The organism is Flavobacterium sasangense DSM 21067, assembly GCF_000686885.1.
Lineage (GTDB): Bacteria > Bacteroidota > Bacteroidia > Flavobacteriales > Flavobacteriaceae > Flavobacterium > Flavobacterium sasangense.
Map to the genome: position 1 here is coordinate 61,693 of NZ_JMLU01000007.1, position 26,758 is coordinate 88,450.

General features: G+C 32.0%; 22 protein-coding genes and 1 tRNA gene. 13 read left to right on the forward strand and 10 right to left on the reverse strand.

Going from position 1 to position 26,758, the window contains the following annotated elements:
• Positions 1-24 precede the first annotated feature (24 nt).
• A complete protein-coding gene (gene ybeY, locus BP92_RS0107040) occupies positions 25-444 on the reverse strand; it encodes an rRNA maturation RNase YbeY (protein ID WP_026725417.1) in 420 nt (139 codons plus the stop codon).
• The gene (locus BP92_RS0107045) at positions 437-3,766 is read right to left on the reverse strand and encodes a DUF4175 family protein (RefSeq protein WP_026725418.1); all 3,330 of its coding nucleotides are present in this window, start codon (positions 3,764-3,766) and stop codon (positions 437-439) included. Before BP92_RS0107045 ends, ybeY begins: the two co-directional genes overlap by 8 nt.
• A 210-nt stretch (positions 3,767-3,976) precedes the next feature.
• On the opposite strand from BP92_RS0107045, the gene gltX reads away from it, so the two are divergent.
• Positions 3,977-5,479 carry a glutamate--tRNA ligase gene (gltX, locus tag BP92_RS0107050; protein WP_026725419.1) on the forward strand — a complete coding sequence of 501 codons (1,503 nt, stop codon included), beginning with the start codon at positions 3,977-3,979 and terminating at the stop codon, positions 5,477-5,479.
• Between the two features lie 33 nt (positions 5,480-5,512).
• Here the strand turns inward: gltX and BP92_RS0107055 are convergent, their stop codons facing one another.
• On the reverse strand, positions 5,513-6,160 hold the full coding sequence (locus tag BP92_RS0107055; protein WP_026725420.1) for a hypothetical protein: 648 nt from the start codon (positions 6,158-6,160) through the stop codon (positions 5,513-5,515).
• A 99-nt stretch (positions 6,161-6,259) separates the two neighbouring features.
• On the opposite strand from BP92_RS0107055, the gene BP92_RS0107060 reads away from it, so the two are divergent.
• Positions 6,260-7,237, forward strand: coding sequence for an SPFH domain-containing protein (locus BP92_RS0107060; RefSeq protein ID WP_026725421.1), 978 nt, complete (start codon positions 6,260-6,262; stop codon positions 7,235-7,237).
• Positions 7,238-7,688: 451 nt separating this feature from the next.
• On the opposite strand, the gene BP92_RS0107065 is transcribed toward BP92_RS0107060, so the two are convergent.
• Entirely contained in the window at positions 7,689-9,371 is a 1,683-nt protein-coding gene (locus BP92_RS0107065) for a glutamine--tRNA ligase/YqeY domain fusion protein (protein ID WP_026725422.1), read from the reverse strand.
• A gap of 97 nt (positions 9,372-9,468) precedes the next feature.
• Between BP92_RS0107065 and folB the strand changes: the two genes are divergently transcribed.
• Positions 9,469-9,828, forward strand: a complete 360-nt coding sequence (gene folB, locus BP92_RS0107070; protein ID WP_026725423.1) for a dihydroneopterin aldolase — start codon at positions 9,469-9,471, stop codon at positions 9,826-9,828.
• 15 nt (positions 9,829-9,843) lie between these two features.
• Here folB and BP92_RS0107075 read toward each other — a convergent pair whose 3' ends face one another.
• A complete protein-coding gene (locus BP92_RS0107075) occupies positions 9,844-11,763 on the reverse strand; it encodes an LTA synthase family protein (RefSeq protein ID WP_026725424.1) in 1,920 nt (639 codons plus the stop codon).
• A 123-nt stretch (positions 11,764-11,886) separates the two neighbouring features.
• Between BP92_RS0107075 and BP92_RS0107080 the strand changes: the two genes are divergently transcribed.
• A tRNA-Cys gene (locus BP92_RS0107080) sits at positions 11,887-11,957 on the forward strand.
• A gap of 225 nt (positions 11,958-12,182) precedes the next feature.
• Here BP92_RS0107080 and BP92_RS0107085 read toward each other — a convergent pair.
• From BP92_RS0107085 to rnr, 3 genes are all read right to left on the reverse strand, one after another.
• Positions 12,183-12,878: a LysE family translocator gene (locus tag BP92_RS0107085; protein WP_026725425.1), complete on the reverse strand. Its 696-nt coding sequence runs from the start codon at positions 12,876-12,878 to the stop codon at positions 12,183-12,185.
• A gap of 110 nt (positions 12,879-12,988) precedes the next feature.
• Positions 12,989-13,657, reverse strand: coding sequence for a head GIN domain-containing protein (locus BP92_RS0107090; protein WP_026725426.1), 669 nt, complete (start codon positions 13,655-13,657; stop codon positions 12,989-12,991).
• 32 nt (positions 13,658-13,689) lie between these two features.
• Positions 13,690-15,867 (reverse strand): ribonuclease R, encoded by a 2,178-nt coding sequence (rnr, locus tag BP92_RS0107095; RefSeq protein ID WP_026725427.1) that lies wholly within the window; start codon positions 15,865-15,867, stop codon positions 13,690-13,692.
• Positions 15,868-15,983: 116 nt separating this feature from the next.
• On the opposite strand from rnr, the gene BP92_RS0107100 reads away from it, so the two are divergent.
• From BP92_RS0107100 to BP92_RS0107110, 3 genes are all read left to right on the forward strand, one after another.
• Positions 15,984-16,223 carry a hypothetical protein gene (locus BP92_RS0107100; protein WP_026725428.1) on the forward strand — a complete coding sequence of 80 codons (240 nt, stop codon included), beginning with the start codon at positions 15,984-15,986 and terminating at the stop codon, positions 16,221-16,223.
• A 623-nt stretch (positions 16,224-16,846) separates the two neighbouring features.
• Complete coding sequence (rpiB, locus tag BP92_RS0107105; RefSeq protein WP_026725429.1) at positions 16,847-17,278, forward strand: ribose 5-phosphate isomerase B; 432 nt, start codon at positions 16,847-16,849, stop codon at positions 17,276-17,278.
• Positions 17,279-17,302: 24 nt separating this feature from the next.
• Entirely contained in the window at positions 17,303-18,136 is an 834-nt protein-coding gene (locus tag BP92_RS0107110; protein WP_051604415.1) for an NAD(P)H-hydrate dehydratase, read from the forward strand.
• On the opposite strand, the gene BP92_RS0107115 is transcribed toward BP92_RS0107110, so the two are convergent.
• Positions 18,101-18,373 (reverse strand): DUF1294 domain-containing protein, encoded by a 273-nt coding sequence (locus BP92_RS0107115; protein ID WP_026725431.1) that lies wholly within the window; start codon positions 18,371-18,373, stop codon positions 18,101-18,103. The two genes, BP92_RS0107110 and BP92_RS0107115, sit on opposite strands and share 36 nt — an antisense overlap.
• A 53-nt stretch (positions 18,374-18,426) precedes the next feature.
• Between BP92_RS0107115 and BP92_RS0107120 the strand changes: the two genes are divergently transcribed.
• Positions 18,427-20,553, forward strand: a complete 2,127-nt coding sequence (locus BP92_RS0107120) for a Tex family protein (RefSeq protein ID WP_026725432.1) — start codon at positions 18,427-18,429, stop codon at positions 20,551-20,553.
• A 76-nt stretch (positions 20,554-20,629) separates the two neighbouring features.
• On the opposite strand, the gene tatA is transcribed toward BP92_RS0107120, so the two are convergent.
• Complete coding sequence (gene tatA, locus BP92_RS0107125; protein WP_026725433.1) at positions 20,630-20,836, reverse strand: twin-arginine translocase TatA/TatE family subunit; 207 nt, start codon at positions 20,834-20,836, stop codon at positions 20,630-20,632.
• A 130-nt stretch (positions 20,837-20,966) separates the two neighbouring features.
• Between tatA and BP92_RS0107130 the strand changes: the two genes are divergently transcribed.
• The 5 genes from BP92_RS0107130 to BP92_RS0107150 are packed head-to-tail and all read left to right on the forward strand — an operon-like array spanning position 20,967 to position 26,758.
• The gene (locus tag BP92_RS0107130) at positions 20,967-21,839 is read left to right on the forward strand and encodes a murein hydrolase activator EnvC family protein (RefSeq protein WP_026725434.1); all 873 of its coding nucleotides are present in this window, start codon (positions 20,967-20,969) and stop codon (positions 21,837-21,839) included.
• A 1-nt stretch (position 21,840) separates the two neighbouring features.
• A complete protein-coding gene (locus BP92_RS0107135) occupies positions 21,841-23,331 on the forward strand; it encodes a GH3 auxin-responsive promoter family protein (protein WP_026725435.1) in 1,491 nt (496 codons plus the stop codon).
• A gap of 2 nt (positions 23,332-23,333) precedes the next feature.
• A complete protein-coding gene (locus tag BP92_RS0107140) occupies positions 23,334-24,212 on the forward strand; it encodes a carboxypeptidase-like regulatory domain-containing protein (protein ID WP_035693062.1) in 879 nt (292 codons plus the stop codon).
• Positions 24,212-25,024, forward strand: coding sequence for a carboxypeptidase-like regulatory domain-containing protein (locus tag BP92_RS0107145; RefSeq protein ID WP_026725437.1), 813 nt, complete (start codon positions 24,212-24,214; stop codon positions 25,022-25,024). Before BP92_RS0107140 ends, BP92_RS0107145 begins: the two co-directional genes overlap by 1 nt.
• 42 nt (positions 25,025-25,066) lie before the next feature.
• A complete protein-coding gene (locus BP92_RS0107150) occupies positions 25,067-26,758 on the forward strand; it encodes a DUF6909 family protein (RefSeq protein WP_026725438.1) in 1,692 nt (563 codons plus the stop codon).

The following is a 26,758-nucleotide window of genomic DNA, read 5'->3' on the forward strand; positions in this document are numbered from 1 at the left end:
TTTAAAAAATTCTAGTTTATAAGCTTAATGTTCCACGTGAAACATTTGCATTTTTTCTTCTTCTTTCGAACGCATCAAAGCTTCGTCTTTTGGAGATTTATCTTTGTATCCGCAGTAGTGTAAAACTCCATGAGATAGAACACGCTTTAATTCTTCCTCAAAAGAAACATTAAAATCGTTAGCATTATCCTTAACGCGTTCAACAGAAACGAAAATATCACCCTGTATTAAATTTCCTACTGTGTAATCGAAGCTAATAATATCGGTTAAAGTGTCATGATCTAAATACTCTACATTAATTTTATGTAAGTATTCGTCATCACAAAAGATATAGTTGATTTCCCCTTCATCAAATCCTTCGGATTCAATAATGCGAGAAATCCAATCTTCGTATTGTGCTTCGTTTTCGAGTTCGAAATCTGTTTCGTAATTAAAACTAATCATTGCCTTTAAAATAGTTTTGAACCTTCTGGTTAAAATTGGGTTGCAAAGGTAAGCTTTGTCTGTTTAATATTTCAACACTATTCAGATAATCTTTTAATTCCATAGAAAGTGGAGTAGTGGAACCATTATAGTTCTTGTCATTAGTTTTAGACTGACGTTTGGTATCTTCTCCTTGTTGCTGAATGGCTTTTTCTAATTTTAAAAGTTCGTGTTTTAAATTCAACATCTTTTGCAACGTTTCATTTTTGAAACCTTTATTAATGAGTTGCTTTTCAAATTCCTTCATTTGATTCAATGTTCCCATACCTTGATTCAACATTCCTTCTTTCTCTAGGGCTTTTTGTAAAGCATCACGTAATTGTCTTTGCTCTTTAAGAATTTCTAAAACTTTACCTGCATCACCTTCAGAACCATTTTCTCCTTCTTCTCTGTTCTCGCCTGATTGACCTTTTTGTTTTCCTTGTCCAAGTTTGTCGCCTGGCTTATCTCCGGGTTTATCTCCAGGTTTTTGACTAGGTTTCATTCCTTCTTTCATTTTTTCACCTAAACCTTCTTGCTGTTTGATGATGTCTGGCAGCTGCATTCCACCTTTACCACTACCAGGTTTTGGTTTGCCTTTTCCAGAACCTTGACCTTGCATTTCCATATTCATTTCACTTTGCACATTGCTAAGATAATCAGCCAAACGGTTAGCCGAAGTTAAAACATATTGCTGATGCGAAGCTCCTTTTTGGATGTTGTTATCTGCTAACGTTTCTAAAGTCTTGTCTAAATTATAATGGATTTCTCCAACTTCATTCAGAATGGTTTCTGTAATTTTTGGATTACGTAAAGCAACAGCAAACAAACTATCGTCAACATGCTTGAATTGTAGTTTCAAATCTTGTTGCTTTTTTAAAACTTTGTTCAATTGCAAAGAACGTGTTTGTGTTGTATTCGTAGTTTTAATTAAAGTCTCTTCGTCAAAAGAAAAAGCTAATAAATTATCTAAAATTTGTCGCAACAATTTAGCATCTTCTTGCATTTGTTCCATGTCACCTGATTGCATAGATTGAGACATTTTCTGACTCATCTGTTTCATTTTAGCGACTGCTGATTTTTGCTTTGGTTTTGCTTTCTGTTGATTTTGCTTTTGCAATTCTTCAGAAGCTTTTTCCATATCTTTCTTCACATCTTCTTGTTCATTCTTATCATTAGGAATGTCCATTGGAGCTTTCAATTCTTTATTCTCCTTGTCTAACTCTTGAAGCTCTTTTTGAATGTTTTCAAATTCTTTATTGATAGCATCCTGATTTTCCTTTGAATTTTCTTTAGCATCATCCGCTAATTTATCTTCCTTCTCAGCTAGCTTGTCTAATTTATCAGCGATTTGTTCCGCTTTTTGTTCAACATAAAAACGTTTCGTTAATTCAACTAATTGCTCTAAATTCTGTTGTTGGCTTTTAGCATTTTGTTTTAACTTATCGGCTTTATCAAACAATTGATCTTTCTCTAATTTCTTAGAAAGTTCTTCTAACTCTTTCAATAATTTTTCGTTTTTCTCAGCTTGTTTTTCTGCTTCTTCTAAACGGCGTAATAATTCTTCTTTGTCTTTATCTTGTGATTTTGGATTGAACTCTTCCAAATTCTCGGTTAACTTTTTTGTGAATTCTTTCATCATTTCGTCTTGTTGTTTTTGACGATTAATAAAGTCTTCCACTTTCTTTTGATCTTTGAAATCTAAAGTCGATTTCTCTTTATTCATCTTTTGCAGTTTGTCCAATTCAGAAAGTTGCTTATCTTGATTTTGAAGCGATTTTTCTAAACTATTGATGTTTTCATTCTGCTCTTGCAGTTGTTTGTCTTCTTTTTGCTCTTCTGTAAGCTCATAATGAAGAAAAACAGATGATTTTGTGCTTTTATAATTGTTAACTACATCATTATCAAACACTTCAAAGTAATATTCGTAATTTACACCTTGCTCAATTGATAAACCATTAGGAAATGAATAAATAAATTGGTCAACGGCTTGTTTATTGATAGCTAAATTCGCTTTTCGAACAGCGTTTGGGTTTCCTTTCGGATAAAAAACAACTTGTAACTTCGATAAACCATGATCATCGGCAACTTGCCCAATCATCATTTTTGATTTTAACTTTAATGAATCAGGCGCAATTTGAACTGAAATTGTTGGATATTGATCTTTAATCGTTGCTATTTGATACGACAATTTTTCAAACTCGTTGATGTTTCTATTCGATGTAATTACTTCGTAACTCAAATTATCTGTGATTCTTCTTGAAAGCGAAAAGTTATTTTCTTTATTAGCAAAAACACTTACTTGGTTATTCGATTTGAAACTAACCTTATCGGTTGCCAAAGCGTTAATTCTCCAATTCACAACCGTTCCTTCAGGAACTACAGCATTTCCTGTTCCTTGAATAACTTCTGCTTTTTTACCTAAATAAGAAGGATATTGCAACACCATTTCAAAGTTGGCAATCGTGGGAACATTCACAACATTAATCTGATAATCTTTGGAATTTAATCCATTCGCTAAAAGTGAAAAAGTAACATCTTTAGATAATTTTGAAAATGTATATTCGAAAACTCCTGGTTTTGTACTTTGTAAAAAATATTCTTCATCACCAATTTGAATCGCTACATTTTCAGGCATTACTTTTCCTTGCGTTTTCACTTGAAGTACAAAATCGGAATTCTGTTGCGCGGTTAACGATTTATTCAAAACCACAAATTCAAAAGGAGCTGGTGGAGCAAATTTCGTTTCATAATTCACAACTCGAGTAAAACTTTTCGATATGATTTCGGAATTTCCGGTAACGAAAAACAAAATCAATAATAGAATTGGGATAATCGCATAAGGCAAAAACTTTTTATTCTTAGCGAAATTGACTGCATTTGAAAACGGAATCGGTTGTAACGAAGCTGCTTTTTGTTCGATAGAAGCCGCTAATAATTCGGAGGTTTGACTTTGATTTGCCAATTGTAAAAAGTTCAACAACTTGTCTTGTACTTCTGAAAAGTGATTTCCGATGATTTCTGACGCTTGTTCGTAATTGATTCCTTGTTGTAATTTGAATAATTTGAACAACGGAAAAGCGATAAAACGAATCAATAAAAACGATTCTACACCTACGAACAACCAAAACAAAATGGTTCTTCCTGAAGTGGATAACCATAAAAAGTATTCAATCAATAAGGTAAAAATGAAATACAACAAGCCCAATCCGATGAAAAGAATGACACCTTTTATCAGTTCATTGGTATAAAACTTCTTGATAAACCCTTCGAGCTTATCGAAAATAATGCTTTTTGCTTCCAAAATTGTTGATATACTGTTTATAACCGATAAAAATACAACATCTTCCTAGAATTGTCAATAGGTTTTTAGTGAAACTTAACATTTGCAGCTTTGGATTGTTAATAACCTAATGATTTTCTAAAATCTAAATTCTTACTTCTAAATTGGAATCGTATCTTTGCACAACACTTCGACAAGCTCAGTGTGACAATAAAGAAAAATAAAAATAAAATGTCAAAACAAGTTAGAGTAAGATTTGCACCAAGTCCGACTGGACCTTTGCATATTGGTGGTGTTCGTACCGCTTTATTCAATTATTTATTTGCCAAAAAGCATGGTGGTACTTTCTATTTACGAATTGAAGATACCGATCAAACCCGTTTTGTTCCAGGAGCAGAAGCTTATATTTTTGAAGCTTTAGAATGGTTAGGAATTGCGCCAGACGAAACCGTTGGAAAAAACGAAAAATTTGGACCTTACCGTCAAAGTGAACGTAAATCGATGTATCAACAATATGCTGACCAATTGATTAATTCAGGTTGGGCATATTATGCTTTTGATACGGCTGAAAGTTTAGATACGATGCGAAAAGAAGCTGAAGCAAATGGTAAAACATTCATTTACAATCATTCGGTAAGAGAGCAATTGGATAACTCGTTGACGGTTTCACGTGAAAAAGTGGAGGAGAGAATTGCAAATGGTGAGCATTATGTTATCCGTTTTAAAACACCTGTGAATGAAATTTTAGAATTAAAAGACATCATTCGTGGCGATATTAAATTTGATACGAATTTATTAGATGATAAAGTATTATTCAAATCGGATGGAATGCCAACCTATCATTTAGCAAATATTGTAGATGACCATTTAATGGAAACTTCACATGTCATTCGTGGAGAAGAATGGTTGCCAAGTTTGCCTTTACATCATTTGTTATACAAAGCTTTTGGTTGGAATGCTCCAGAATTTGCGCATTTACCTTTGATTTTAAAACCAATTGGAAACGGAAAATTATCAAAGCGTGATGGTGATAAAATGGGATTTCCAGTATTTCCTTTAGAATGGAAAACAGAAGAAGGAATTTCATCTGGTTACAGAGAAAACGGATTTTTCCCTGAAGCAGTTATCAACTTTTTAGCCTTATTAGGTTGGAATGACGGAACCGAACAAGAGATTTTCTCATTGGAAGAATTAATAGAAAAATTCGATTTAAATAGAATTCACAAAGCAGGAGCGAAGTTTGATCCAGAGAAAAACAAATGGTTCAATCATCAATATTTGCAAAAGCAATCAGATGAAAGTTTAGCAGATAGCTTTAAAAAAATATTAGATAAGAAAGGAATCTCGACTTCTCTTGATTTGACAAAAGTGGTTGCTTTAATTAAAGAAAGAGCGCATTTCGTAAACGAGTTTTGGGATTTAGCGGATTATTTCTTTGAAGCACCAACATCATACGACGAAAAAGCTGCTAAAAACTGGAAAGAGGAAACACCAGGATTAATGCAACAAGTGATTTCGGAATTAGAAAAGATTGAAGATTTTACTTCAGCTAACATCGAAACCTTATTAAAAGAATGGATGACAGCTAACGAAATTGGGATGGGGAAAGTAATGCAACCATTACGATTGAGTTTAGTAGGCGCGTTAAAAGGACCACATTTATTCGACATTATCGAAATGATAGGGAAAGCCGAAACAGTGAAGAGAATAGAAAAAGCAATTGCTAGTTTATAAAAAAGAAACCCTCTGAAATTCAGAGGGTTTTTTTTAAAGATATATCGTAATCTGACCACTAATCAAACCTATATTTCCTTTCATTTTTTCGCCAAGTAACTTTACATTATCATTGTTTTTTAAGTTGCCGAAGAAATTCGTTAAACCATATTGGTAACCAATTCTTGCTCTTACGTTTTTAATTCCGCCGTTAATCCCAACATAAATGTTCGCATTAAATTTTGAAACATCTAGAATGTCTTTAGCAATTAAACCCGGTTGATCTAATAATAAATTGTTTTCGTCGTTTTTATTAACTCCTAATTTTCCATTTACTTGTAAAACGGGACCAAATTCTAAATTCAAATGGTCTTCAATTGCCACATAACTAGGAACAATATAAATTTGAACCGCCGACATTTTAAAACTAGTTTGTGTTTGTAATAATCCTTTTTGTGTTGGAATCGAAAAATTACTATCGGTAAAAAACATACCAAAACTCATTTGCCAATTGTTGTAATAATTTCCTCTAACACTTAAACCTCCGATCCATCCACTTTCTGGTGTTACGGTAAAATTATCGGTAAAAATATTTAATTGGGTTAAACCCCCTCCAATTCCAATTCGATTACTGTCTTTGTTACCACGTTGCGCTAGAGCAACTGTTGAAATCATAAGGAATATGAAAGCTAATTTCTTCATTTGTAAAAATTTAAGCGCCAAAAGTAAACTTAAAAAATGGTTTTTTGTAACTTTTTACTTTAAAAAGCGTATAATCATTATAACTAAAACTATAAAATTATGGAGTTTATCATGTTTCCAATTATTTTCGTTGGATTAATTGTACTTTTTTCTTCTTTCTTTACTGTGAAACAGCAAACTGTAGTTGTTGTGGAACGTTTTGGAAAATTTCTTAGCTTGAGAAATTCAGGTTTACATTTAAAAATTCCGGTTGTGGATAGAATTGCTGGAAGAGTTAATTTAAGAATTCAACAATTAGATGTTATCATCGAAACCAAAACGAAAGATAACGTATTCGTTAAAATGAAAGTTTCAGTACAGTTCAAAGTGTTACAAGAAAAAGCATACGAAGCGTTTTATAAATTAGAGTATCCTCACGACCAAATTACGTCTTATGTGTTTGACGTAGTGCGTGCTGAAGTTCCAAAATTAAAATTAGACGACGTTTTCGAAAGAAAAGATGATATCGCAGTAGCAGTAAAACGTGAGTTAAACGAGGCGATGACTACTTATGGTTATGATATCATCAATACGTTAATTACTGATATTGATCCGGATATTCAAGTTAAAAATGCGATGAACCGTATTAACGCAGCTGACCGTGAAAAAACAGCAGCAGAATACGAAGCAGAAGCTGGAAGAATTAGAATTGTAGCAAAAGCTAAAGCAGAAGCAGAAAGTAAAAGACTTCAAGGTCAAGGTATTGCAGACCAAAGAAGAGAAATTGCTCGTGGTTTAGTGGAATCTGTTGATGTATTAAACAAAGTAGGTATTAATTCGCAAGAAGCTTCCGCTTTAATCGTGGTGACACAACATTATGATACTTTACAAGCCATTGGTGCTGATGCCAACAGTAATTTAATTTTATTACCAAATTCACCTCAAGCAGGTAGTGACATGTTGAACAACATGGTAGCAAGTTTTACAGCAAGTAACCAAGTGGGTGAAGCAATGAAAAATGCAAACAAAACCAAAAAAGTAAATAAGAAAGATACTTCAAATGATAATTATGGAATTGAAGATTCTGAAGAAGTATAATTTCGAAACTGATTTTTTTTTAAAATAAAAAATGAAAACCATCAATTTTTAATTGGTGGTTTTTTTATAACCAAATGTTATGAATTTATAAAATCAGTGATAATTTTATAAAAGCAATTCCTGGAAGAGAAAATCAGAATAAAATTACCACAATTTTAGGTAAAAATTAAAATAAAGCGATTTCTGACACTTTCAATAGTAAAGATGTAAAAACACTTTAGCTAAAAAAGTTTTTTTCTTACAATTAATTTATGAAAGTTACTTTTTTAAGTTTTTAATTATTAAAAAAATAATTTTAATAGTTTTTAATAATGATTATAAAATATGATAATATAAAATTTATTAATCAATATAATTTATATTAAATAAAAAAACCTGCAATGAAAATTTTGCAGGTTTAAATTATTTAAAAAAATCGACTTAGATCGATTTGACAAAAATTCTGAAATTTTTATTGTTCTGAAATTTTTGCCCAAGTATCTCTCAAGCCAACTGTTTTGTTAAAAACTAAATTTTCAGGAGTTGAATCTCTATCTACACAGAAATAACCTAAACGTTGAAATTGAAAATGATCTAATTCTTTTGAAGTAACCAAACTTGGTTCTACAAATCCTTTAATTACTTTTAATGAATTTGGGTTGATGAATTCTTTAAAATCAACTTCTTTGTCTTTGTCAGGACTTTCGTTTGTGAATAATCTATCATAAATACGAACTTCCGCTTCTTTTGCATGAGGAATCGAAACCCAATGAATCGTTCCTTTTACCTTTCTTTGGCTGGCTTCTGTTCCGCTTCCTGATTTAGAATCTACGTCGTAAGTAGCGTGAATTTCAGTGATATTACCGTTTTCATCTTTCACAACTGACTCACCTTTAATGATATACGCATTTTTCAAACGAACTTCAGTTCCTAATGTCAAACGGAAAAATTTCTTGTGTGCTTCTTCTTGAAAATCTTCTCTTTCGATATACAGTTCTTTAGAAAACGGCACTTTTCTGTACGTCATTACTTCTTCTTCCGGATTATTTTCGGCTTCTAACCACTCTTCTTGACCTTCTGGATAATTCGTAATTACTAATTTCACAGGATCTAAAACAGCCATTACACGAGGAGCAATCTTGTTCAAATCTTCACGAACACAGAATTCTAAAAGCGAAACATCAATTAAATTATCACGTTTTGCAATTCCGATAGTTTTAGCAAAATTTCGGATAGAAGCAGGTGTGTAACCGCGTCTTCTCATTCCAGAAATCGTTGACATTCTTGGGTCATCCCAACCTGTAACATGCTTTTCTTCAACTAATTGTAATAATTTACGTTTAGAAACTACGGTATGTGATAAATTTCTACGGGCAAATTCTCTTTGCTTTGGTCGCACCTTTGTAGGATCATAAATTTGATTTAAAAACCAATCATATAATTCACGGTGAGGTAAGAATTCTAACGTACAAAACGAATGCGAAATTTGCTCTAAATAATCACTTTCGCCATGCGCCCAGTCGTACATTGGATAAATACACCAATCGTTTCCTGTTCTGTGGTGATGTGCGTGCATGATACGATAAATGATAGGATCACGCATCAACATATTGTTGGCTCCCATTGAAATTTTAGCACGTAAAACGTGAGTTCCTTTTTCGAATTCTCCGTTTTTCATTCGTGTGAATAAGTCTAAATTTTCTTCGATAGAGCGATTTCTGTAAGGAGAATCGGTTCCAGGAGTAGTTGGCGTACCTTTTTGTTGCGCCATTTCTTCCGAAGTTTGGCTATCTACATACGCTTTATCTTTTTTGATTAATTCCACTGCCCAATCATGCAATTGTTGAAAATAATCCGAAGCATAACATTCTTTGTCCCATTTGTAGCCCAACCATTCTACATCGCGCTTAATAGCATCAACGTATTCTTGCTCTTCTTTTGATGGATTAGTATCGTCGAAACGAAGGTTAACTGGAGCATTGTAATCGATTCCTAAACCAAAATTTAAACAAATAGCACTAGCATGACCTACATGCAAATACCCATTTGGTTCTGGTGGAAAACGAAAACGTAATTTATCTGCTGACAAACCATTTTTTAAATCTTCTTCAATGATTTGTTCTATAAAATTCAATGATTTTTCTTCTGTTGACATAGTATCAAAAATTTATGCAAAGATATATAAACTTTCATGGTTTAATACCTTAAAAATGGCTAAAAATTGGTAAATTTGGTATATAATAAATGAAAAAATGGGAACTATTAAATTACAAAATATTAGAACTTTTTCTTACCACGGTTGTTTAATTGAGGAAGGAAAAATAGGCTCTGATTACCGAGTAGATTTAGAAATTAAAACCGATTTACGTAAATCGTCTCAAACTGATGAATTGTCTGATACCGTTGATTATGTACATTTAAACAAAATTGTGGTGGAAGAAATGGCGATTCGCTCTAAATTATTAGAACATGTTGCCCAACGCATTATCACGAGATGTTTTGCGGAAATTCCGTCGATTTCTCGAATAAAATTAGCGGTTTCTAAATTGAATCCTCCTATTGGTGGTGATGTAGAAGCAGTTACAATAGAAATGGAAGAGTTTAGAAATTAACTCTTCCATTTGTTTTTAGTCTATTTTGTAAACTCTTTTCTTGTATAAATTGCTCGATGCCACAATATGAGCAAGTGCGTCTTTAGCAAATTCTTCATTCAAAGCAACTGGAATTAATTCGGTGTCACTTTTTACTTTGAACTGCAATGGTTTTGCATTTGGATTTAAGATAACAATATCATCTTCTACCCTAAAAGCGTAAGTTTCATGGAATAACATAATGGTTCTTCCTTTTGTTCCTTTTAGTAGTTTTAATAAATTTCTACCTGGCATTGGTGTTTTAGTAGTGATACCTGATAAGGCTAAAACAGTTGATGGAATATCCATTTGACTTGCTAAATTATCATAGGTAATTCCCTTTTCAACATTTGGCGCAATAATTAAAGCTGGAATATGAAATTTATTTACAGGGACTAAATTTTTACCATACGTTCTAGTGTTATGATCTGCAATAACAACAAAGATTGTGTTCTTAAAATAGGCTTCTTTTTTGGCTAATTCGAAAAATTTTCCAATTGAAAAATCGGCATATTTCATCGCATTATGAACTGTATTTTTAGGTTGTTCGTAAAGTTGAATTCTACCATCAGGAAATTCAAATGGTTCGTGATTTGAAGTAGAAAACATCAAAGAAAAAAAAGGTTTGTTTCCAAGATTTTTATAATATTCATTAGCTTTCACTGCTAAATCTTCATCTGAATAACCCCAAGTTCCTTTCATAGCGTATTTTTTTCCATCTTTATCGAAATCTGTTTCATCGATAATGTTTTTAAATCCGTTTCCATTGAAAAAAGAAGCCATATTATCAAAATTTGCCATTCCACCATAAATGAAACTCGTATCGTAATTTTGACGACCAAAAGCATCTGCTAGTGTAAAAAATCCTTGTTGTGAACCACCTAATTTCACAATACTTTCTGATGGATTAGGTAAAAATCCAGCGGTTACTTGCTCAATCCCTCTTACACTTCGAGTTCCGGTACAATATAAATTGGTAAATAATAACCCTTCTTTTGCTAATTTATCTAATTCAGGTGTTAAAGGTAAACCGTTTAAACATCCCACATATTCAGCTCCTAGACTTTCTTGTAAAAAGATTACCACGTTGTATTTTGGTTGTGGAGCATCTGGTTTTTGAAGGTGTAAAAAAGGAACTTCACCTGGAATAAATTCGGTAACATCCATGTATTTTTTTACACGCGTATAAGCTTCCAATTCGTCCATTTTACCGTATTTCTTAACATCACCTTCATTCTTCATCGAATAAGCTGCAAATGCAACCGTGTAAAGCGAATTTAATCCTAATGAATTCGTCATTTGATCGGAACAAAAGATGGCATTACTAGCATTTATAGGACGTTTAGAAGTTAAACTTCCACGAGCACCCCAAAACAAGAAAAAAGCAACAACTAAGAACAAAAGTAATTTGGTTTTATAGTTACTTTCTTGAGGATAAAATATTTTTTTACCGTGTTTAAAAGCAAAAAACAAAGCAATTCCAAGTAAAATAGTAGTGATGATTAAAGAAGGTAAATAACTTTTTAATAGTGTTCCTACTACTTCTTTAGGATAAATAAGATAATCTAAAAACAAGCGATTTGGACGCGTATCGTATTGATTGATAAAATCTAATGTTGATAATTCCATCAACAGAAACAAAAACAAAAAGAAGATAAAGTAAATATTAAAGAACTTTTTGAAGTGTTTTAAAACCGAATCGGGAAGTAATGAAATTAAAACCGTTGGTAAAAATGCGATGTAACACATTAAAATTAAATCGAAACGAAGACCAATTAGAAACAATTGTCCATAGTTAGGATTCTCCACAACACGTTCTTTGAACACAAAAAACAAAAGAATTCTACTAATAGTGGTTATAGATAAACCGATTAAGAAAAAACTAAATATGGGTTTTAAGTAACGTAAATTCTTCATAATTAATCAACTATTTGTTTTGCACAAAATTAAACTTTAAAACTAAATATTTGTACTTAATAAATGCTTAATATTTTTGGAAAAGAGGAAATAAAATGTAAATTTGCAGTCCGTTCAAATAATGGCGTCGTGGCCGAGCGGCTAGGCAGCGGTCTGCAAAACCGTCTACCCCGGTTCGAATCCGGGCGATGCCTCTAAACCTTCAAGGAAACTTGGAGGTTTTTTTATGTGATAATTTTTAGAAAAAATTAATTAAAAGATATATCGAATCGGGGCGATGCCTCTAAAGAGTTACTAGAAATAGTAGCTCTTTTTTTGTTTTAATTTTTAAGAAAAATTAATTAAAGATATTCCGGAAGATGCATTTAAAAGCTTAAAAAAACTTAGAGACTTCTATATTGGATGATTTTTAGGAAATTTTATTCAGTAACTGCATTATCAGGCAATAACTTATTCGTTATCATTTCTTTTTCCTTTGGGAAGAAACCTTGTAGAATAAAAAACAATCCAAAAATTAAAATTACAATACTTATAACTCTTTTAATTTTGTAAATGTTTACTGGTGTTAATCGGTGTTTTAGTTGTTTTGCTAACAATATTTTAGCCACATCAAATAACAAATAAAAGAAAAGAATTGCGGCAAAAAATACAGAAATTCGAGAAGTATTCATTTCCATTTGAGGTCCGTAAGTAATGATAATCATCATCCAAAAACCTAGAACTCCAATGTTGATGAAATTCAATAAAAAACCTTTGAAAAATAAAGCGAAATAGTTCTTTTTAGGAATGTTATCGTCGTCTTGTTCTATTACTTGTTGTTTTTGGAAATTTCTTTTTAGCATTATAAACGAAATCAATCCGTAAGCCAACATAATAATTCCACCAATAACAAAAAGTGTCGGATTATCTTTTAGTTGTTCTAAAAGTTGATTTGTACTTAAATACGCAATTAAAATAAAGATAATATCACCAAAAACAATTCCTAAATCAAAAACAAAAGCTGCTCTAAACCCTTTGGTAATACTGGTTTCAAGTAATACAAAAAAACCAGGACCAATTGAAAAAGCTAACAAAAGTCCCCAAGGAATTGCGGTAAGTATATCGTGTAAATGCAAATTTTAGTCTCAGTCTTGGTTCTCAGTCGCAGTTTTGCAAACTAAAAAATTGTTAATAGTACGAAATTACAAAAAAAACTGAAAACTGTGACTGAAAACCGTGACTAACTTTACTTCGCTTGTTCAATAGTTCCTCCAGCGATTTTCTTTTCGTTAATTTGTTTTGGTTTCCCATAAATAGTGATTTCACCACCTGCTCTTGTTTTAGCATCCACAAAATCAGTTGCATATACATTTGCCATTCCACCAGCATTTACAGTTACAACAGTTTGTTGAGTTTTACAATCTTGACCATCATATTTTCCACCTGAATTCGATACAATATCTTGGTTTTTAACTGTTCCTTTTGTAGTTACAATACTTCCTTGCGAAACACGAACTTGTAATCTATCGGCTTGTAAATTAGTAAGTTTAATTTCAGAACCTTCTTTACAAATGATATCAAAATTAATGGCAGAAATTTCATCTTTGGATGCAATTCTACTTCCTTCATTAGCTTCTACAGCATCAATTTTTTTATAATAAACTGTTGCTGAAACGTCATCACCACTTAACATTTTTGTTAAAGGCATTCTGATTTTTAATTCGCCATTTTTGTTTACCAATTCTACTTCTTGCGAATTAGCGCCTTTTAAAACAACTTTATTTTCAGATGAAGCCACTAAGTTGACATCAATTTTATCAAATGCGGTTACTTTAGTAAAATCACCAACGTTTTTTTCGGTTTGTGCAAAAGCTATTGAACTAATTAATAGTAAACTATAAACTATTTTTTTCATTTTAATATTTTTAAATTCTTATAAAAAAATAATTACTCTCTCTTTCTCAAATAATGAAAATCCAATTGTTTTTTCACTAAATCGGCATTTTTTACTTTAACGTAAACTTCGTCACCTAATTGTAAAATATTTTTAGAAACTTCACCTACTAAAGCATATTGTTTGTCATCAAAGGTGTAATAATCATCTTTTATTTCACGAATACGAACCATTCCTTCGCATTTATTTTCGATGATTTCTACATAAATTCCCCATTCGGTTACACCAGAAATTACACCTAAAAACTCTTGATCTTTGTGATCTTGCATGTATTTTACTTGCATGTATTTCACAGAATCTCGTTCGGCTTGAGCGGCTAAAGCTTCCATTTGAGAAGAATGTTGACATTTTTCTTCGTATTCTTCTTCACTTACACTTTTTCCACCATCTATGTAATGTTGTAACAAACGATGTGCCATAACATCAGGATAACGACGAATTGGCGAGGTAAAATGACTGTAATAATCAAATGCTAATCCGTAGTGACCAATATTTTCAGTCGAATAAGCAGCTTTACTCATACTTCGAATCGTAAGTGTATCAACCAAATTTTGTTCTTTTTTACCAACAACTTCCGAAAGTAAATTATTCAACGAACTTGAAATATCTTTTTTCGATTTGAAATTTATCGAATAACCAAACTTAGCAATCACAGTTTGAAGATTGATTAATTTATCTTCATTAGGTTCATCGTGAATTCTGTAAATAAAGGTTTTCTTTTGTTTACCAATGAATTCCGCTACTTTTCTATTCGCTAACAACATGAATTCTTCAATCAAATGATTCGCATCTTTACTTTGTTTGAAGTACACTCCGATTGGTTCAGCCTCTTCATTTAAATTGAATTTTACTTCTACTTTATCAAACGAAATTGCGCCAGCTGCCATTCTTTTTCTTCGAAGAATTTTAGCTAATTCATCCATTTTTAAAGTAGCTTCAACAATTGGTTTTGGAACAATATATTCACTTCCAGTTAATGAAATCTCAGCTGGAATAACATCTGATTTTGTTTCGATGATACTCTGAGCTTCTTCATAAGCAAAACGTTGATCTGAATACGTTACTGTTCTTCCAAACCATGCATCTAACACTTCTGCTTTATTATTCAGTTGAAAAACCGCTGAAAACGTATATTTCTCTTCATGTGGTCGAAGCGAACAAGCAAAGTTAGATAACACTTCTGGTAACATTGGAACCACTCTATCTACCAAATACACAGAAGTTGCTCTTTTATACGCTTCATCATCTAAAATAGTTCCTTCTTGAAGATAATGTGAAACATCGGCAATATGAACTCCAATTTCGTAATTTCCATTTTCTAAAACTTGAAACGATAACGCATCATCAAAATCTTTTGCATCTTTCGGGTCAATCGTAAACGTTAAAACATCACGCATATCGCGACGTTTTTTAATTTCTTCTTCGGTTATTGAAGTATCAATTTTATTCGCATAAGCTTCAACTTCTATTGGAAAATCATACGGTAAACCGTATTCCGCTAAAATTGCATGAATTTCAGTGTTGTGTTCACCTGGTTTTCCTAATACTTTTATCACAGAACCAAAAGGAGAATCGGCTTTTTTTGGCCAATCTTCTAAAGTTACTAAAACGACATCACCATGTTCTGCATCACCAATTTTATTTTTTGGAATGAAAATATCGGTATACATTTTAGCATTGGCAGTGGTTACGAAAGCAAAGTTTTTTTGAATATCGATAACCCCAACAAATTCTGATTTTTTACGTTCTAAAATTTCTAAAACTTCAGCTTCTGGTTTTCGTGAACTTCTTCTATTGTAAATATAAGCTTTCACTTTATCGCCATCTAAAGCATGATTCAAGTTAATAAACGGAACAAAAACATCATCTTCTAATTCATCACAAACAAAATATCCTGTTTTACGAGAGGTCATATCAATAACTCCTTCGTAATATTCGGCTTTGGAAATAATTTGATATTTTCCAATTTCCGTTTCGTGAATTTTATCTTGTGCTTTAAGTATTTTTAAATCTCTAATTATTTCATTTCGGCTTTTGGTATCGCTTAACTCTAAAACAGCAGCTATTTGCTTGTAATTAAAAGATTTAGAAGGTTCTCTTGAAAGTATTTTAAATATTTGTGCAGTAAAATCTTTTGGTTTATTTCCTAATTTTTTTGGTTTCTTACTCATTGTATCATTTTCAATTATTGGTTAAAGTTACAAAATACAACGATGTAAAACGAAAATGTATTTCAGTTTTAATATAAAAATAACTTATCGTAACTTTATAGAGTAAATTAATTCAGATGGAAAATTTTGTAACCGTTGCTGTTTTTAACTACCAACACGAAACTTTAATTATTAAAAATTTATTAGAACAAGAAGGTATTGCTTATTTTTTTGAAAACGAAACCATCGTTGGAATCGATCCTTTTGCCACAATAGCTTACGGCGGTATCAAATTAAAAGTACATCCAAACGATGAAGCAACCGTAAAAGAAATTCTTAAAAAACTAAACGAAGACGATCATTTAAAAATTGTTTAATTTTTTAAAAGCTGAAAGTTTTCAACATATATTAAAAACAACAAAAAATATTTTTAATTAAATTTAAATTTATAATGGTTATTATAGTGTGTTAATATGTGGAATAAGTTTTTTTACAGAAGTAGTTTTTAAAAGTTATTGTTACTTATACAACGTAATTAACAATTTAAAAAATTAGTAAAGAACTGAAAATAAGACCTTCTAAATTCTTTATTTTATAGTTATCAACAGTTGTTAAAATTTGATTTTATATTTGTTTTGTAAATAACTTCAATTGTTGATTTCTGTTGAAAACTAATTTTTTTCTATTGATAACTTTTCTAAAAATTCATGAAACTAAATTAGGATTTTTAATTCCAGTTTTGGATTACAATTTTTTAATTAACATCCAAAAAAAACTTCTTATTTTCTATTCAAAGTTGTTAACAATTATTGTTAAATTAAGGTTAACTGATTATCAACGATTTACGTAAAGAAGTTAACAATATGTAATTTTTGGTTTACTTTATTACATAATTCATTGGTTTTAAAGTATTTGGTTAAAAAAATATCAAAATACAAATCATATTATTATTACTCCTTTATCTTTAGTAATTTTGCATATACAAAACACACAACAACTTATGAAAATTTCAATTGGAAATGACCACGCTGGTCCAGATTACAAAAAGGCTATTGTTCAATTTTTAGAAGAAAATGGACATACCGTTTTCAATCACGGAACTGATACTTTTGATAGTGTAGATTATCCTGATTTCGGTCACCCAGTAGCTTACGATGTAGAAAGTAAAAAAGCCGATTTAGGAATCGTAATTTGTGGCTCTGGAAACGGAATAGCTATGACTGCTAACAAACATCAAGATATTCGTTGCGCACTTTGTTGGACAAAAGAAATTGCTGCTTTAGCACGCCAACATAACGATGCTAATGTTATTAGTATTCCAGCTCGTTATACTTCTATTCAACAAGCTATTGAAATGGTAGACACATTTTTAAATACCCCATTTGAAGGTGGAAGACACGGAAATCGTGTAAAAAAAATCGCTTGTAAATAATCAATAACCTTAAAATCAATTCAAATGGAAGTTATTAAAATATATTTGAATTGCATTAAAAACACTTATAAAAAAAGACCATGTGATTCTCACAAAGGAACACATGGTCATGCTTTGTTAATTGCTGGAAGCACTGATAAAATGGGTGCTGCGATTATTGCTTCAAAAGCTTGTTTACGTTCAGGTGTAGGGTTGTTAACCGTTGCTTTTTCTCCTGAAAACAAAAGCGTTCTTTTCAATTCAATTCCCGAAGCGATGTATGCTAATACTTGTGTGATGAACGATTTATCACCTTACAATGCTATCGGAATTGGTCCTGGAATTGGCTTAGATGAAATCAGCCTGCAATACATTTACGAATTATATGAAAACAAACTTCCCGTTGTTTTTGATGCCGATGCTTTGAATTTAATTGCGAAATACAAAATCGATTGGAAGCATTTTAATTTTTCATTTGTGCTAACACCACATCCAAAAGAGTTTGACCGTTTATTTGGCGAACACGATTCAGAATCAGAAAGAAGAAATACAGCCATCCAAAAATCTAAAGAATTAAATTGTGTTATTGTTTTAAAAGGTCATAAAACTTTTATCACGGATGGAATTAAGAATTTTGAAAACACTACTGGAAATTCTGGTCTCGCAAAAGGTGGTTCTGGTGATGCGTTAACCGGAATGATTACTTCGTTTTTAGCCCAAGGTTATACAATTTTAGAAGCTGCTAAATTAGGCGTTTATCTTCACGGATTGGCTGCAGATATTACACTTCAAACACAAAGTGAGGAAAGTATGTTAATAACGGATGTTATTGAAAATATAGGTTTAGCTTTTAAACATTTGAATTCCGAAATACAATAAAACAATCTGAAGTATTGCAATAGCATAAAAGGCTAATATAAAAGAAAACTTATTGGTTTTGTGTTTGAAAAGATACATGCTTACAATTCCTCCAATAGTTCCACCAACGCTAGTCAAAAAAAGTAATTTGAATTCTGAAATTCGTCTTTTATTGTTTTTAGCTCGCCATTTATCGTAACCAAATGTTAAAAAACAAAGGCTGTTAATCACAATTAAATAAATAAATAGTACTTCCAAAAGCTAATAATTTTGTCCAAAGATAGTATTTTAGCAATTCAATTTTATTTACGATGACCCACATACAATTCATTCAAAATCAAACCAACATTGCTCCAAAAAGCATTGAAGCTACTATAAAATTACTTTCTGAAGATTGTACCATTCCGTTTATTTCGCGTTACCGAAAAGATCAAACTGGAAATTTAGATGAGGTACAAATCGAGGCGATTTCGAAATTAAACAAGCAATTTGATGAAATCATCAAACGAAAAGAAAGTATTTTAAAATCGATTGAAGAGCAAAATGCACTTTCACCCGAATTGAAATCCAAAATTGAAAACAGTTTCGATTTACAAGAATTGGAAGATTTCTATTTACCTTATAAAAAGAAGAAAAAAACCAAAGCCGATGTTGCTCGTGAAAGCGGATTAGAACCGTTGGCCAAAATCATTATGAGTCAAAAAAATGAGGATATTGAGTTTTTAGCTTCCAAATATTTGAATGAGAATGTAAAAAATGAAGACGAAGCTTTACAAGGTGCTCGCGATATTATTGCCGAATGGATTAACGAAAATATCTTTATTCGTAAAAATTTACGTCGTATGTTCCAAAGAAAAGCTGAAATTTCAACAAAGGTTGTTAAAACAAAAAAAGACGACGAAGCTGCTCAAAAATTTTCTCAATATTTCGATTGGTCAGAACCGATTTCCAAAGCACCATCGCATCGTTTATTAGCTATGTTACGAGCTGAAGCCGAAGGTTTTGTAAAATTAAATGTCGCAATTGAAAAGGAAGAAGCATTAGATTTTATCGAAGAAAACATTATCAAAAATAAAAATTCGGATGCAACCGAACATTTGGAATTGGCGATAAAAGACAGTTACAAACGTTTGTTAGAACCTGCTATTTCTAATGAAACTTTACAAGAAGCAAAAGCAAAAGCTGATATCAAAGCGATTGACGTATTTTCAGAAAATCTACGTCAGTTGTTGTTAGCGCCACCATTAGGTGAAAAACGAATTTTAGCCATCGACCCGGGTTATAGAACTGGTTGTAAAGTCGTGTGTTTGGATGAAAAAGGAGATTTGTTAAACAACGAAACCATTTATCCACACGCACCACAAAACGACACCGCTATGGCGATGAAAAAAATCCGTTCGATGGTGAATGCGTACAATATTGAAGCTATTTCTATTGGAAACGGAACAGCATCTCGTGAAACCGAATTTTTTATTAAAAAAATCGCTTTTGACAAACCCGTTCAGGTTTTTGTAGTTTCAGAAGCTGGAGCATCGGTTTATTCTGCGAGTAAAATTGCGAGAGAAGAATTTCCAAATTATGATGTAACCGTTCGTGGTTCGGTTTCGATTGGAAGAAGACTTTCTGACCCGTTAGCAGAATTGGTAAAAATCGATCCGAAATCCATTGGTGTGGGACAATATCAGCACGATGTGGATCAAACCAAATTACAATCTGCTTTAGATAGCACAGTAATGAGTTGTGTGAATTCTGTTGGGATTAATATTAACACTGCAAGTAAATCGTTGTTGAGTTATGTTTCTGGAATTGGTGAAAAAATGGCGGAAAATATTGTAACGTATCGTTCAGAAAACGGACCTTTTGAAGATAGAAAGCAGCTGAAAAAAGTACCACGATTAGGCGAAAAAGCTTATCAACAAGCAGCAGCTTTCATTAGAATTCGCGATGGAAAAAATCCGTTGGATAATTCAGCGGTTCACCCAGAAGCGTATCCTATTGTAGAAAAAATGGCAAAAGATTTAGGTATCAAAACAACGGATTTAATCGCTAATAAAGAAAAAATCGCTCAAATAAAACCTGAAAATTACACCACAGCCGAAATCGGAATTTTAACTTTAAAAGATATTCTAAAAGAGCTAGAAAAACCAGGTTTAGATCCAAGAAAAGCCGCAAAAATTTTCGAATTCGATCCAAATGTGCGTTCCATATCAGATTTAAGAACCGGCATGATTTTACCCGGAATTGTGAATAACATTACCGCTTTTGGATGTTTTGTAGATTTAGGAATCAAAGAAAGTGGTTTGGTTCACATTTCGCAATTGAAAGAAGGCTATGTTTCCGATGTAAATGAAGTTGTAAAAATGCACCAACACGTGCAAGTAAAAGTCGTTGAGGTTGACGAAGCGAGAAAGAGAATTCAGTTGACGATGATATTGTAATCGAGTAAAAAGATAAAATCCCAAACTCTAACTAATAAAAGTTGGAATTTGGGATTTTAAATATTTAAAAGAAAAACTATTCTTTTTCTTTCGTTTCTTCTTCTTTTTTAGAATTAGCAGGTTGGTCATCTTTTGCTGCGTTTTTGAACTCTTTGATACCAGTTCCAATTCCTTTCATTAATTCAGGAATTTTCTTACCACCAAAAAGTAAAACAATAATAGCGATTATAAGAATAACTTGTGTTGGACCAACAACTCCTAAAAATATAGCTAGTGCATTCATTTTTTCTAAATTTTAAAGTACAAAGATATAAAGAAATTAACAAATGATTATTTTTTAACGATTAATTATACAATTCGAAATTAGAAACCCGTTGTATTTAGTATATTTGTGTAATTAATATGTTTTAAAAATGGCTAATAAAAGGCTAAAAAGACAACTTTTATTAAGAAAATTATTCAATAAGAGAAGGTTAGTTATTCTTAACGAGGATACTTTTGAAGAAACTTTTTCATTAAAATTAAATTTAATGAACGTCTTTGTGGTGGCAACGGTTGGCGCTATTTTAATCATTTTTGTTACTACTTATATCATTGCTTTTACACCACTTCGCGAGTATATTCCAGGCTATGCTTCTACTAAATTGAAACAAGAAGCCTTGGAAATGGCAATAAAATCAGATTCTCTTGAAAAATCGGTAAAAATCAATAACGCTTATATCGCATCTATAAAAAAAGTGCTTACAGGCGATTTAGAATATGCGAAGTTAAATAAAGATTCTATTAAAGCTTTAGATGCTGCAGAATTGGATTTATCAGAACTTGCTCCAACCGATAAAGAAACAGAACTAAGGGAACAAGTTATTAAAGAAGATAAATACAACGTTTTTGAATCTTCAAAACCTAAAGTAAGTTTTGTATTGTTTCCGCCGGCTCAAGGAAGTATTTTACAAAAGTATAATGTTGGAAATAAACATTTGGCCGTTACGATTGCACTTACCGATAATACACCAATCAAAGCTGTTGCAGCTGGAACCATCATTTTTTCGGATTGGACACCAAGTTCGGGTTATGTGGTGATTGTGCGTCATAAAGATGATATTTTATCGGTGTATAAAAATGCAGCTTCGGTAACTAAAAAACAAGGAAATACAGTGAAATCAGGAGAAGTTATCGCTCTTGCTGGAAATGCAAATACGGTTCAAAATTCAGGTGCTACCTTGCATTTTGAATTATGGAAAGACGGTTTCCCAATTGATCCAACTCAATTTATCAATTTCAATTAACATGTCAGTAAAAGCTTTTGCGGCTAAGTTATTTGCCAAAAGAATTCACGCCAAAACTCAAAAATGGGCTAATAATCCTATTGAAACCCAACAAAAAGTTTTTGAAGAATTAATCAGAGAAGCAACTCAAACGCAATTTGGAAAAGACCACGATTTTAGTTCGATAAAATCTCATTCTGATTTTGTTCAAAAAGTTCCCGTTCGCGATTACGAAGGTTTGAAACATTATGTAGATAAAGTGGTAAAAGGTGAAGAAAATGTACTTTGGAAAGGAAAACCGCTTTATTTTGCTAAAACTTCTGGAACTACTTCGGGTGCCAAATATATTCCGTTGACAAAAGAATCAATGCCGTTTCATATTCAAGCCGCTCGAAATGCAATTTTGAGTTACATACACGAAACTGGAAAAGCAGATTTTGTATCAGGAAAAATGATTTTCTTGCAAGGAAGTCCTATTTTAGAAGAAAAAAACGGTATCAAACTCGGAAGGTTATCCGGAATTGTAGCGCATTTTGTTCCGAAATATTTACAAAAAAACCGCATGCCGAGTTGGGAAACCAATTGCATCGAAGATTGGGAAACCAAAGTCAATGCCATTGTAGACGAAACTATTAACGAAGACATGTCCGTGATTTCAGGAATTCCGTCTTGGGTACAAATGTATTTTGAGAAATTAAAGGAAAAAGCAAACAAACCCGTTGGCGAAATCTTCAAAAACTTCAATTTGTTTATTTACGGCGGTGTCAATTACGAACCTTATCGAGCGAAATTCGAAAATTTAATTGGAAGAAAAGTCGATTCGATTGAATTGTTTCCGGCTTCCGAAGGCTTTTTTGCCTACCAAGATTCTCAGAAAGACAACGGAATGTTGTTACTTTTGAATTCAGGAATTTTCTATGAATTCATTAAAGTTGACGAATTTTTCACCGAAAATCCAAAACGCTATACGATTGGCGAAGTAGAATTAGGAGTCAATTACGTTTTAATAATTTCAACAAATGCTGGACTTTGGTCATATAATATTGGTGATACGATTCAGTTTACGAGTTTAAAACCATATCGAGTAATCGTTTCAGGAAGAATCAAACATTATATTTCTGCTTTTGGTGAACACGTTATCGGAAAAGAAGTAGAATCCGCGTTAAAAGAAGCGATGGAAGGAACTGATATTCGAGTAAATGAATTTACAGTGGCGCCACAAATAACTCCAACCGAGGGCTTACCGTATCATGAATGGTTTATTGAATTCGAAAACGAACCAATCAATTTAGAAGATTTTGCACTAAAAATAGATGCTGCCATGCGCAAACAAAACGTGTATTATGACGATTTGATTGTTGGGAATGTTTTGCGAACGCTAGTTATTACAAAAGTTCCAAAAAACGGTTTTCAAGAGTATATGAAATCCATTGGAAAACTTGGCGGACAAAATAAATTACCAAGGTTAAGTAACGATAGAAAGATTGCTCAGTTTTTTGAGATAAAAGAATAAAGATGAGAGATAAAAGACTGATTTGGATTTTTTTGATTGTTTCACAATTTACTTTTTCACAAATCCGCGGCGTGGTCAAAGACAGTATTTCTGGTGAACCGATTCCTTTTGTGAATATTTGGGTGGAGAATGAAACTGTTGGAACTACTTCGGAAACAAACGGCAGTTTTTCATTGGATATAAAAGACGAAAAGTTGTTAGTTTTTTCGGCATTGGGTTATGAAACAAAAAAAATATCATCAAAAAGCGAGATCATTTTATTAAAACCAAAAGTTTTTGAGTTGAAAGAAGTGATGGTTTTAAATCAAAAAAAAACTAAAGAATTAGAAATTGGTGATGCTCATAAAGTTCATATAAGTCAATTATCGGGAAATAAACCATGGATTTATGCTAAGTTATTCAATTATGACGATAAGTATAAGGAAACTCCATTTGTTAAGAAAATTGTTTTTTACTCAAATAGCGATATTAAAGGCGCAAAGATTAAAATAAGAATTTTTGGTTTTAATGATTCAATTCCATCCGAAGATTTAATAAATGAAGACATAATTGTTACGGTAAAAGGAGGAATGAAAAAAAACACCATAGATGTTTCTCACTATAACATTGAATTTCCAAAAAGTGGCTTGGTAATTGGCTTGGAATGGTTAATTATTGAAGAGAATAAATATTTCTTTACTTATAAAGACACAAAAACAAAACAAAAAGTAAGTTTAGAAAACTACGCACCATCATTAGTAATCAATCATTCACCTGATGAAATTTCATTTACTTATTCAAAAGGGAAATGGTATAAGCATAAAAGACATTCTTCTAATTTCAAAAAAGAATGGAATAATAAAGTTAACACACCTGCAATAAACCTTATACTAACAAATTAATGAAAACCTTATTTTTCTTTTTTATCTCATTTTCCCTTTCCGCACAAATCCGTGGCGTCGTCAAAGACAGTATTTCAGGCGAACCGATTCCTTTTGTGAACATTTGGGTGGAGAATGAAACTGTTGGAACTACTTCGGAAGCGGATGGCACGTTTTTTTTAGAAGCTTCAAAACAAAAAAGCATTGTGATTTCGGTTTTAGGGTACGAAAGAAAAACCTTGAAAGGAAGTGAAATTTCGGAAGTGTTTTTAAAACCTACCACTTACAATTTAAGAGAAGTGGTGATTTTAAATAAAAAGCAATCCAAGCAAATTGAAATTGGCGATATCAAGAACGCTATTTTTCAATCGTTTGATAACGGACCAAAAATCGAAGCGAAGTTTTTTCCTTATCAAGCTTCGTACAGTAAAACAAAGTTTATAAAAGAAGTAACTATTTTTACTGATAGTCGAATAGATGATGCGACAATAAAACTTCACTTTTATAGTGTAGATGAAAACGGATTTCCGGGCGAAGAATTGTTAACTAAAGATTACATTGTTACCTTGAAAAAAGGGGTTATCAAACATCGTTTTAATATTTCGCAATTTGATTTGGTTTTTCCTGAAAAAGGAATGTTTGTGGCCTATGAAAAATTGTTAATTGAAAGTAATAAAACAGGTACAAAATACCAACCATATGTATTATATAATTATGTTGAAAGAGACTTTTTTTACACCTATGCTTACGGAAAATGGAGTAAACAAGCGGGAAATAATTCAGAGAAAATCAGTGTTAATGAGCCGTCAATAAATCTGATATTATCTAACTAAAATAAAAATCGTAACTTTGCAGGTTAGAAAAACAAAATATTAATGAAAGACATTAAAAACATTTCGCGTTCTAGAGCGCAAGAGTCCTCAGCAGCTATTGAGCGACTGTACATTACCATGAGACATTTATTTAACAGAGGTTTTTATAAACCAATGGGTGTTTCAGGAGAAACTTTAAGAGAAGCCTTATTAGCGCTTCGACCAGAAATTTACGGCTCTATTGCCGAAGAAAAAGTAGAATTAAACGGACTTTTATACGTAATTGAACGTTTACCAATTGGAATAGAAGAATGCCGTTACATCAACTTAACTTCAGATGAAGGCTATTCAAATTCGCACTTTAAAGCGATTGTTCCTCCAAAAAGAAGAAGAAATTGTTACCGTATTGACGACGAGCAAATGAATGTGGAAATCACACGAGGACGTTCGGATATTTACGATATTTTAACGCATTTGACCTTTATTTTTATCGAATCACACAAAATTAAAGATAGAGTTTTAATTGATGATGAAGGAGCGGTTTCACGCGATTGGCAAAAATTAGAATTAGCGGTAAAACAAACTAAAAAACTTCCTTTAGTGGAACGTGAAAAAGCAATTTCTCACGCCGCAAATGTATTGGGAAGAACGTTCGCAGAAGTACAAGACATTTATGACGATTTTGCAACAGCTGAATCACCGGATAGATTTTTACATGTAGTGTATTGGTTAGGAAAATTAGCTATCGAAGAAGTTGTTGACAACAACAAAAGAACGATAACTTTTAGTCCAATTTTACGAGAAAGATTAGGTCATCATATTTATGGCGACATTTGGGCAACTACTATTAAAGAAGTTTTATTAAAAAATAATTTATTAGAACGTCCTATTCATATTATTAGTGCAAATATGCACAGTGTGATGAATTCTATTTTTGCGGAACCTGTTTTAGGAAAAAAATACAAAAACACACCTGAATTTCAGATATTTGAAGATTTAAGTAGTTCGGCAAACAAAGATTTACGCAAGAAAGTGGAAGATTTTGCGTTACAACAAGGAATGATTTCGTTGCCAGATGCATCTGGAACTAATATTGATGTTCAAATTTTTGATACAGCGAAAATTGATTTAACAAAAACCATTTTTGCTACTTCGAAATTAGCTAAAGAAAAACCAGTTCTTATTGTAATGGATTATGCCTTTGGCGAACAAGCTTTTGAAACGATTGATGAGTTGTTAAAACCCTACAAAGCTGAAAAGAAAAGCAAAACGTTTTTAAATGTAGAGTCTGTTTCAATCATGGGTAAAGCCGGAATTCTAGAAGGAGGAAAAGGTGACATCATGATTCCAACAGCGCACGTTAATGAAGGAACAGCGGATAATTATCCGTTTGAAAATGAGTTAACTAAAGCTATGTTTGAAGGAAATGATATACCCGTTTTTGAAGGACCAATGATTACCGTTTTAGGAACATCACTTCAGAATAGAGATTTGTTGAAGTTTTTCCATGAATCTACTTGGGAAGCAATTGGTTTAGAAATGGAAGGTGCTTATTATCAAAAAGCAATTCAATCGGCTTCAAAAATTAGAAAAAGCATTAATCCTAATGTAAAGGTTAGATACGCTTATTATGCTTCTGATAATCCATTAGAAACAGGAAGTACATTAGCATCAGGTGGTTTAGGAACTACAGGAGTAAAACCTACGTATTTAATAACGATTAAAATATTAGAACAAATCTTTAACGTAAAATAA

What these genes read in the sequence shown, in the direction of transcription:
- rpiB (WP_026725429.1), top strand. Translation starts at nt 16,847, where the DNA reads ATGAAAATTTCAATTGGAAATGACCACGCTGGTCCAGATTACAAAAAG.
- BP92_RS0107110 (WP_051604415.1), top strand. Translation starts at nt 17,303, where the DNA reads ATGGAAGTTATTAAAATATATTTGAATTGCATTAAAAACACTTATAAA.
- BP92_RS0107135 (WP_026725435.1), top strand. Translation starts at nt 21,841, where the DNA reads ATGTCAGTAAAAGCTTTTGCGGCTAAGTTATTTGCCAAAAGAATTCAC.
- BP92_RS0107120 (WP_026725432.1), top strand. Translation starts at nt 18,427, where the DNA reads ATGACCCACATACAATTCATTCAAAATCAAACCAACATTGCTCCAAAA.
- BP92_RS0107055 (WP_026725420.1), bottom strand. Translation starts at nt 6,160, where the DNA reads ATGAAGAAATTAGCTTTCATATTCCTTATGATTTCAACAGTTGCTCTA.
- folB (WP_026725423.1), top strand. Translation starts at nt 9,469, where the DNA reads ATGGGAACTATTAAATTACAAAATATTAGAACTTTTTCTTACCACGGT.
- BP92_RS0107150 (WP_026725438.1), top strand. Translation starts at nt 25,067, where the DNA reads ATGAAAGACATTAAAAACATTTCGCGTTCTAGAGCGCAAGAGTCCTCA.
- gltX (WP_026725419.1), top strand. Translation starts at nt 3,977, where the DNA reads ATGTCAAAACAAGTTAGAGTAAGATTTGCACCAAGTCCGACTGGACCT.
- BP92_RS0107100 (WP_026725428.1), top strand. Translation starts at nt 15,984, where the DNA reads ATGGAAAATTTTGTAACCGTTGCTGTTTTTAACTACCAACACGAAACT.
- BP92_RS0107090 (WP_026725426.1), bottom strand. Translation starts at nt 13,657, where the DNA reads ATGAAAAAAATAGTTTATAGTTTACTATTAATTAGTTCAATAGCTTTT.
- BP92_RS0107130 (WP_026725434.1), top strand. Translation starts at nt 20,967, where the DNA reads ATGGCTAATAAAAGGCTAAAAAGACAACTTTTATTAAGAAAATTATTC.
- BP92_RS0107145 (WP_026725437.1), top strand. Translation starts at nt 24,212, where the DNA reads ATGAAAACCTTATTTTTCTTTTTTATCTCATTTTCCCTTTCCGCACAA.
- rnr (WP_026725427.1), bottom strand. Translation starts at nt 15,867, where the DNA reads ATGAGTAAGAAACCAAAAAAATTAGGAAATAAACCAAAAGATTTTACT.
- BP92_RS0107075 (WP_026725424.1), bottom strand. Translation starts at nt 11,763, where the DNA reads ATGAAGAATTTACGTTACTTAAAACCCATATTTAGTTTTTTCTTAATC.
- ybeY (WP_026725417.1), bottom strand. Translation starts at nt 444, where the DNA reads ATGATTAGTTTTAATTACGAAACAGATTTCGAACTCGAAAACGAAGCA.
- BP92_RS0107140 (WP_035693062.1), top strand. Translation starts at nt 23,334, where the DNA reads ATGAGAGATAAAAGACTGATTTGGATTTTTTTGATTGTTTCACAATTT.
- BP92_RS0107065 (WP_026725422.1), bottom strand. Translation starts at nt 9,371, where the DNA reads ATGTCAACAGAAGAAAAATCATTGAATTTTATAGAACAAATCATTGAA.
- tatA (WP_026725433.1), bottom strand. Translation starts at nt 20,836, where the DNA reads ATGAATGCACTAGCTATATTTTTAGGAGTTGTTGGTCCAACACAAGTT.
- BP92_RS0107060 (WP_026725421.1), top strand. Translation starts at nt 6,260, where the DNA reads ATGGAGTTTATCATGTTTCCAATTATTTTCGTTGGATTAATTGTACTT.